The organism is Methylobacterium sp. (genome assembly GCF_019750675.1).
Classification (GTDB): Bacteria; Pseudomonadota; Alphaproteobacteria; order Rhizobiales; family Beijerinckiaceae; genus Methylobacterium.
The window spans coordinates 1-7,802 of the sequence record NZ_JAIEOF010000048.1 but is presented as its reverse complement, the minus strand read 5'-3'; the positions used below and the strand labels follow the sequence as shown (position 1 = coordinate 7,802).

Here is a 7,802-nt window from a genome sequence, read left to right as displayed (position 1 = left end):
CGCATCCTCGCCGAACCGACCCTGACGGCGATCTCGGGCGAATCCGCCAAGTTCACGGCCGGTGGTGAAATTCCCGTTCCCGCCTCGCAGAACTGTACCGGTGGCGTCTGCTCCATCGGCATCAGCTTCAAGCAGTACGGCGTCAGTCTGAGCTTCACGCCCGTGGTCCTCGCGCAGAACCGCATCTCGGTGCGCGTCGGGACCGAGGTTTCCGAGATCGATCAGCAGAATTCGTTCAACTTCGTCTCGGCGGGCACCACCGCCACCGGCGCTCAGAACACCTCCGTCCCGGGCTTCACCCTCCGCAAATCCGAGACCACGGTGGAGCTCGCCTCCGGCGCCACGATGATGACCGCCGGCCTGATCCAACAACGCAACAAGGCGGCGATCTCGGGGTTGCCCGGCTTGATCAACCTGCCGATCATCGGCGCCCTGTTCCGCTCCCGCGATTATCAGCGCCAGGAGACGGAGCTGATGATCATGGTCACCCCGTACATCGCGAAACCCATGGAACCGCGCCAGATCGCGCGACCGGATGACGGCTTCGTCGACGCCCAGGATGCACAGGCCATCCTCCTCGGCCGCCTGAACAAGCTCTACGGGGTCGCGGGCGCCAACCCCCTCGGCAACGGCTACCGCGGCCGCGTCGGTTTCATCACCGACTAGACCGACCGCTTCCTCTCCGCGCGCCGCCTCCACAGGACCCGACCACGATGTCCCTTCCGTCCTCCCGAAACGCACTGGCCCTGGCGGCGGTCGCGAGCGTCGCCGCGCTCCTGGGCGCCTGCCGCGCCGATCGCGTGGCGACGACCGGCTCGCTCTACCCGCACGATTATCGCGCCCGCCACCCGATCGTCCTCGCGGACGGCGCGCGCAGCCTGGACGTCTTCGTGACCGGCACCGGCCATGTCGATCCGCGCCAGGCCGCGGATATCGATGCCTTCATGCTCGAGTTCCGCCGTTACGGGCGAGGCACCCTCGTGCTCGACGTACCGCGCGGCGTCTCACCCGGAATGGGGGCGGGCGTGGAGCGGACCGCCGCGGCGATCCGGCGGATCGGTGCCGAAGGCGGCATCCCGCCGGGCCGCATCGCCGTCACGAGCTACGCGGTCGCCAATCCGGGCCTCGCCGCCCCTCTGCGCCTGAGCTTCCAGCGCATGGAGGCGAAGGTCGCCAGCCAGTGCGGAACCTGGCCCCAGGATCTCGGCGTCGGCGATCCGGCCTTCAACGGCCGCAACGAGTCTCACTGGAACCTCGGCTGCGCCAGCCAGAACAACTTCGCCGCCCAGATCGCCGACCCCGTCGATCTCGTGCGCGGGCGTCCCGAGGGTCGGATCGACACGATCCGGCGCACGGGCGACATCACGAAGATGCGCGAAGGCAAGGATCCGTCAACCCAATGGCGGCAGGATGGGAAGACGTCCGTGAAGGCAGCTGTCGGCGAGTGACCGGGCCGGAGCCGGGTCACCGCGACGAACTGCCAATCTTCCTCCCGCATCGGCGGCAACCTGAACCGGAATCCACCTCATGCCGGACCTGAACGCGTCGTCTGAGCGCATCATCGCCCCGGTACCTCGGATTACGATCCAGGCCTTCTGCGACACGTCGGAGACCGCGTCGCTGATCGAGTCCGTGGGCACCGACCGGCGGATGCAGAAGGCGCACATCAAGGTCCAGATGGGCGGCGGCCCCGCCGCCGTCGAGGCCTACAGGCATGCGCCGACACCGAACGTCATCGTCATCGAGACGCAGAGCGCCAGGTCCCGCCCCCTGGAGTGCCTGGACCAGCTGGCCGAGGTCTGCGACGAGGGCACGAAGGTCGTCGTCATCGGGCACGTCAACGATGTGCAGCTGTACCGGCAGTTCATCCAGCGCGGGGTGAGCGAGTACCTGATGGCGCCCGTGCAGGCGATCGACCTGATCCAGGCGATCTCCGACCTCTTCACCATCCCGGGCGCCAAGCCGGTCGGACGGACGGTGGCGGTCGTCGGTGCCAAGGGGGGCGTCGGCGCATCCACCATCGCCCACAACCTCGCGTGGACCATCGCCCGCGAGCAGGATACCGCGACCGTCATCGCCGACCTCGATATCGCCTTCGGCACGGCAAGCCTGAACTTCAACCAGGACCCGCCGCAGGGCATCGCCGAGGCGGTGTTCGCCCCGGACCGCCTGGACTCGAACCTCCTCGACAGGCTGCTGTCGAAGTGCAGCGACAATCTCTCGCTGCTGGCGGCGCCAGCCACCCTCGACCGCACGACGGACCTCACCGAGCCGGCCTTCGACAACCTTCTCGACCTCCTGCGCGCGGCCGTGCCCTGCATCGTCCTCGACGTGCCGCACCAATGGACCGCGTGGTCGCGGCGCATGCTCATCGGAGCGGACGAGATCCTCATCGTGGCGAGCCCCGAACTCGCGTCCCTGCGCAACACGAAGAACCTGCTCACTCTGCTCCAGCAGAATCGCCCGAACGATCGCAGGCCGCGGGTGGTCCTGAACGGAACCGGCGTCCCCAAGCGGCCCGAGATCGCCGCGGCCGAGTTCGCCAAATCCCTGGACACGACGATCAGCGCCAGTGTGCCGTTCGACGCGGCGCTGTTCGGCACGGCCGCCAACAACGGACAGATGCTGGCCGAGGTGCAGAGCGGCGCCAAGGCGGCCGAGGTCCTGTCGAGCCTGGCGGCCGTGATCACCGGCCGGACGGAGCAGCGGCGCGCGCGCCAGAACCTATTCGAGCCGCTGCTCTCCAAGCTCGCGCGTCGGAAGGCTTCGTGATGCCGACCGCGTTGCCTGAATTTTCCGCTGGGAGAACGCGCCATGTTCGGTAGGCGCTCTGGCAACGCGGCGGCGGAGGATCGGCCGGTCGCGATCGTCGCCAAGCCGCAGGCGATCCTGCCGGTGCACGATGATTCGGCCCTGCGCCTCAAGGCCGAGGCGCCCCGCCGTGCGGAGGTCGTGCCGCCGCCCGCACCGACGAAGTCGGAGGACTATTTCCGCACCAAGAGCATGATCTTCGGTGCGCTGATCGAGGCGATCGACCTCTCGCAGCTGGCCCGGCTCGATGCCGAGGCGGCGCGTGAGGAAATCCGCGACATCGTCTCGGAGATCATCGGGCTCAAAAATATCGTCCTGTCGATCGCCGAGCAGGAAGAGCTCCTCGACGACATCTGCAACGACGTCCTCGGGTATGGCCCCCTGGAGCCCCTGCTCGCCCGGGACGACATCGCCGATATCATGGTCAACGGCGCGAACCGCGCCTTCATCGAGGTGGGCGGCAAGATCCAGCTCACCAACGTACGCTTTCGCGACAATCAGCAGTTGATGAACATCTGCCAGCGGATCGTGAGCCAGGTCGGCCGCCGGGTCGACGAGGCCTCGCCGATCTGCGACGCGCGTTTGCCGGACGGATCCCGCGTGAACATCATCGCGCCGCCCCTGGCGATCGACGGGCCGGTCCTGACGATCCGTAAGTTCAAGAAGGACAAGCTCACCCTGGATCAGCTCGTCACCTTCGGGGCGATCTCGCCGGAGGGCGCCAAGATCCTGCAGATCATCGGCCGCGTCCGCTGCAACGTCGTCATCTCGGGCGGCACCGGCTCGGGCAAGACCACGCTTCTCAACTGCCTGACCCGGTACATCGACGCGGACGAGCGCATCATCACCTGCGAGGACGCGGCCGAGCTGCAATTGCAGCAGGCCCACGTCGTCCGCCTCGAAACGCGACCGGCCAACATGGAGGGGTCTGGACAGGTCACCATGCGCGACCTCGTCAAGAACTGCCTGCGCATGCGTCCGGAACGGATCATCGTCGGCGAGGTCCGTGGCCCGGAGGCCTTCGACCTCCTCCAGGCGATGAACACCGGCCACGACGGCTCCATGGGCACGCTGCACGCCAACTCGCCCCGCGAAGCCCTGGCGCGCATCGAGTCGATGATCACGATGGGCGGCTTCAGCCTGCCGTCGCGGACCCTGCGCGAGATGATCTGCGGGTCCATCGACGTGATCGTCCAGGCGACGCGCCTGCGTGACGGCTCGCGCCGAATCACCCACATCACGGAGGTGCTGGGCCTCGAGGGCGACGTCATCATCACCCAGGACCTGTTCCTCTACGACGTGCTCGGCGAGGACGCGAACGGCAAGCTGATCGGTCGTCACCGCTCGACGGGCGTCGGGCGCCCGCGCTTCTGGGAGCGCGCGCGCTACTACGGCGAGGAAAAAGCCCTGGCCGACGCGCTCGATGCGGCGGCCGATTTCGGCGGGGGTGAGCCGTGAGCGGTCTGCACCTGCCCCTCTCGGCGGGGCTTGCGGCGGTGGCTGCCGGCGCCGTCGCCTACGTGTTCCTGATGCCCTACCTGACCGGCGAGCGCCGCTCGGCCGAGCGCAGGAAGGCGGTCAGCGTCGTGGCGGCCCCGGGCACCCGAGCGGCGATCGTCAGCCGTCGCGAACAAGTCGCCAAGAGCCTCAAGGAAGTCGAAGCGAAACGTAACGGCACGAAAGTCACCCTCGAACTGAAGATCGCGCGGGCGGGACTGTCCTGGACGCGATCACAGTTCTACCTGATCTCGGCGGTGCTCGCGCTGGTGGCGGGAGCGGTCGCGTTCGTCATGACGGGCAGTCCGATGGTCGCGGCAGGTGCGGTCTTCGCGGGCGGCTTCGGCTTGCCCCTCTGGATCCTGACCTTTCTCCGCAAGCGCCGCATCGCCGCCTTCATCAAGGAATTGCCGACCGCCATCGACATCATCACCCGCGGCGTGCGCGCGGGCATCCCGGTGGGCGATTGCTTCCGCATCATCTCGCGCGAAGCGGAAGAGCCGATCCGGTCCGAATTCCGCCTGGTGGTGGAAGCGCAGACTTTGGGCCTGTCCCTCGGAGAGGCGCTGGTCAAGATGTACGAGCGCGTTCCGGTTTCGGACGTCAACTTCTTCGGAATCGTCATCAGTATTCAGGCGAAATCGGGCGGCAACCTCTCCGAAGCGCTCGCGAACCTTTCGCGCGTCCTGCGTGAACGCAAGAAGATGGCCGGCAAGATCCAGGCGATGAGCATGGAGGCCAAGGCATCGGGCGGCATCATCGCGGCCCTGCCCTTCGTGGTGGCGACGCTCACCTACCTGACGAGCCCCGACTACATCTCCCTCCTCTGGCGGACGGATATCGGAAAGCTCGCGCTTCTGGGCTCCGCGATCTGGATGTCGATCGGCGTCTTCACCATGAAGAAGATGATCAATTTCGACGTCTGAGCGTCATCGCGCCGCCGATCCGCGTGAGCGGGTAGCCCGGAGGCTTCTCGTCCGGTCCAATCGCTAGGAGAGACCCCTTGCTGGACGCCATCGCCCTGAAGGTCACCGATCCGCGCTTTCTCGGCATGGTATTGACGGGAATCGCCGCTGCCGCGACGGCGTTCGCGCTGCTGCAGCCCATGCTCGAGCCGGACCGGCTCGGCAAGCGCATGAAGCTGGTGGGCGAGGAACGCGACGAGATCCGCCGCCGCGAACGGGAGCGGCTGGCCGCCAAGGCGACCCTGCGGACCACGCCGAAGGCGTACATGAAGCGGGTGGTCGAGCAGTTCAACCTCAGCCGATGGCTGGGCACCGAGACGGCCAAGAAGCAGCTGGTGATGGCCGGCTTCCGCTCGCCCGGCGCGGAGACCGGTTTCCTGTTCTTCCGCCTCGTGACGCCGATCGTCCTCGGCATCGTGGCGGCCTTCTATGTCTTCGTCCTCGGCGTGATCAATCAACCCTTCACCATTCGGTTGGTGGTCGTCATCGCGGTGCTGCTCCTCGGCATCAAGGCTCCGGAGCTCTACCTCCTCAACGCGTCGAAGAAGCGCCAGACCGAGATCCGGGCCGCCTGGCCGGATGCCCTCGACCTGGCGCTGATCTGCGTGGAATCCGGCATGTCGGTGGAGCACGCCTTCCGCCGCGTGAGCACGGAGATCGTCAGTCAATCCGTCGTGCTTGCCGAGGAACTCGCGGTGCTCACGGCCGAACTCTCCTACCTGCCTGACCGGCGCATCGCCTTCGAGAATCTCGCCAACCGCATCGGTCTCGATCAGATCAAGGCGGTGACCACCGCCCTGATCCAGGCGGAGCGCTACGGAACACCGGTGGGTCAGGCATTGCGCGTGCTCTCGCAGGAAAGCCGCGATGCCCGCATGAACGAGGCCGAGAAGAAGGCGGCCGCCCTGCCGCCCAAGCTCACGGTGCCGATGATCCTGTTCTTCCTGCCCGTGCTCTTCGTCGTGATTCTCACGCCGGCACTCGTCCAGGTCTTCCGTTAGATCACGCGAACGGCCACGGCTCGCCGGAGATGCCGGGTCATCCTATGTCGGACGGGTGACGGACGCCCGGAGCCTGCATGTCGGACCTGACCTATGCGATCGGCGACGTCCATGGCTGCGCGGATGCGCTGATCCGCCTCCTGGATCGGATCGACTGGCACGCCCGGGGACGTGCCGCCGCCATCGTGTGTCTCGGCGACTATGTCGACCGCGGTCCAGACAGCGCCGGTGTGATCCGCATTCTCCGCGCGCGCCAGGCAGCATCGCACGGAAGGATGATCTGCCTGCGGGGCAATCACGAGCAGATGATGCTCGATGCCCATCGCGATGCCCGCGATGCGCCGGCCTGGCTCGCCAATGGCGGCATCGAAACGCTGCGATCCTTCGGAGCCGCGGATGCCGGAGCGTTGCCGGACGATGTTCTCGCCTGGATGTCGGGCCTGCCGACCGTCCACGAGGACGCCGGGCGATACTACGTGCACGCGGGATTTCGCCCTGGGTATCGTGGGGTCGACCCCAACGTCACGGCGCGTCTCTGGATCCGCGAGCCGTTCCTCGCGTCGAATTATGATTTTGGAAAGCACGTCGTTCATGGTCATACGCCCCAGCGGAGCGGCCGGCCGGACGCACGGAGCTTTCGCACGAACCTGGATACGGCCTGCGTGTATGGCCAGGTCCTCACCGCCGGTGTCTTTACGACGGCACGCCCGGGCCCGGTGGAATTCCTTCAGACGCCACGTGACCCTCCGCAGATGTCCGACCGGTCCGATCGCCCTTGACAGCGCGCGCGGAACTCTTGCGGAACACTTGCGGAACGTTTAATGTGTTCGTGATTTGTTTCTGTGACGCCGCGACGCAACCCCCGGCCCGAACGAAGAGTGTTCCGCATGTTGACGCGTAAGCAGCTGGATCTTCTCCAGTTTATCCAGCACCGGATGCGCGAGAGTGGCGTTCCCCCTTCGTTCGACGAGATGAAGGATGCCCTCGATCTGAAGTCGAAGTCGGGCATCCATCGGTTGATCACGGCGCTCGAGGAGCGGGGGTTCCTGCGCCGCTTGCCCAATCGGGCGCGTGCGATCGAAGTGATTCGGATGCCCGAAAGCCTGGGCGGGGAGCCCGGAGCATCCCGCGCCGCCGCGGCGCCCGAGGTTCGCCGCTTCACGCCGAGCGTCGTCGAGGGCGGCAAAGGCAAGGGCATGCCCGCAGGCGCCTCCGTCTCTCGCTTGCCGACCACGCAGGCCACCGACGAGAGCGGTCGCGCCGTCACCATTCCGGTCATGGGTCGGATCGCCGCCGGTACGCCGATCGCGGCGATCCAGGAGCAGAGCCACTCGGTGACGATGTCGCCCGACTTCCTCGCGGGTGGCGAACACTATGCCCTGGAAGTGCGCGGCGACTCGATGATCGAGGCCGGTATCCTCGACGGGGACCTCGTTGTCATCCGCAAGCAGGAGACCGCGAACACCGGCGACATCATCGTGGCGCTGATCGACGACGAAGAGGCGACGCTCAAGCGCCTGCGCCGGCG

Annotated in this window: 7 protein-coding genes and 1 pseudogene; all 8 read left to right on the top strand. The window is 66.9% G+C overall.

What is annotated here, in order from left to right; translation table 11 throughout:
- Positions 1 to 666, top strand: a pseudogene (locus tag K2X24_RS02355) (secretin); the annotation flags it as partial.
- A 47-nt stretch (positions 667 to 713) separates the two neighbouring features.
- Positions 714 to 1,448: a CpaD family pilus assembly protein gene (locus K2X24_RS02350; RefSeq protein WP_292494267.1), complete on the top strand. Its 735-nt coding sequence runs from the start codon at positions 714 to 716 to the stop codon at positions 1,446 to 1,448.
- Between the two features lie 79 nt (positions 1,449 to 1,527).
- Entirely contained in the window at positions 1,528 to 2,772 is a 1,245-nt protein-coding gene (locus tag K2X24_RS02345; RefSeq protein ID WP_292494266.1) for an AAA family ATPase, read from the top strand.
- A 42-nt stretch (positions 2,773 to 2,814) separates the two neighbouring features.
- On the top strand, positions 2,815 to 4,269 hold the full coding sequence (locus K2X24_RS02340) for a CpaF family protein (RefSeq protein ID WP_292494264.1): 1,455 nt from the start codon (positions 2,815 to 2,817) through the stop codon (positions 4,267 to 4,269).
- Positions 4,266 to 5,234, top strand: a complete 969-nt coding sequence (locus tag K2X24_RS02335; protein ID WP_292494262.1) for a type II secretion system F family protein — start codon at positions 4,266 to 4,268, stop codon at positions 5,232 to 5,234. The genes K2X24_RS02340 and K2X24_RS02335 overlap by 4 nt, the downstream gene beginning before the upstream one ends.
- A 77-nt stretch (positions 5,235 to 5,311) precedes the next feature.
- Positions 5,312 to 6,274, top strand: a complete 963-nt coding sequence (locus K2X24_RS02330; RefSeq protein WP_292494260.1) for a type II secretion system F family protein — start codon at positions 5,312 to 5,314, stop codon at positions 6,272 to 6,274.
- A 77-nt stretch (positions 6,275 to 6,351) separates the two neighbouring features.
- Positions 6,352 to 7,053: a metallophosphoesterase family protein gene (locus K2X24_RS02325; RefSeq protein ID WP_292494258.1), complete on the top strand. Its 702-nt coding sequence runs from the start codon at positions 6,352 to 6,354 to the stop codon at positions 7,051 to 7,053.
- 108 nt (positions 7,054 to 7,161) lie between these two features.
- Positions 7,162 to 7,802, top strand: a 641-nt coding sequence (locus K2X24_RS02320) for a LexA family transcriptional regulator (protein WP_292494257.1), incomplete at its 3' end; no start/stop codon positions are given.

What these genes read in the sequence shown, in the direction of transcription:
- K2X24_RS02350 (WP_292494267.1), top strand. Translation starts at nt 714, where the DNA reads ATGTCCCTTCCGTCCTCCCGAAACGCACTGGCCCTGGCGGCGGTCGCG.
- K2X24_RS02345 (WP_292494266.1), top strand. Translation starts at nt 1,528, where the DNA reads ATGCCGGACCTGAACGCGTCGTCTGAGCGCATCATCGCCCCGGTACCT.
- K2X24_RS02340 (WP_292494264.1), top strand. Translation starts at nt 2,815, where the DNA reads ATGTTCGGTAGGCGCTCTGGCAACGCGGCGGCGGAGGATCGGCCGGTC.
- K2X24_RS02325 (WP_292494258.1), top strand. Translation starts at nt 6,352, where the DNA reads ATGTCGGACCTGACCTATGCGATCGGCGACGTCCATGGCTGCGCGGAT.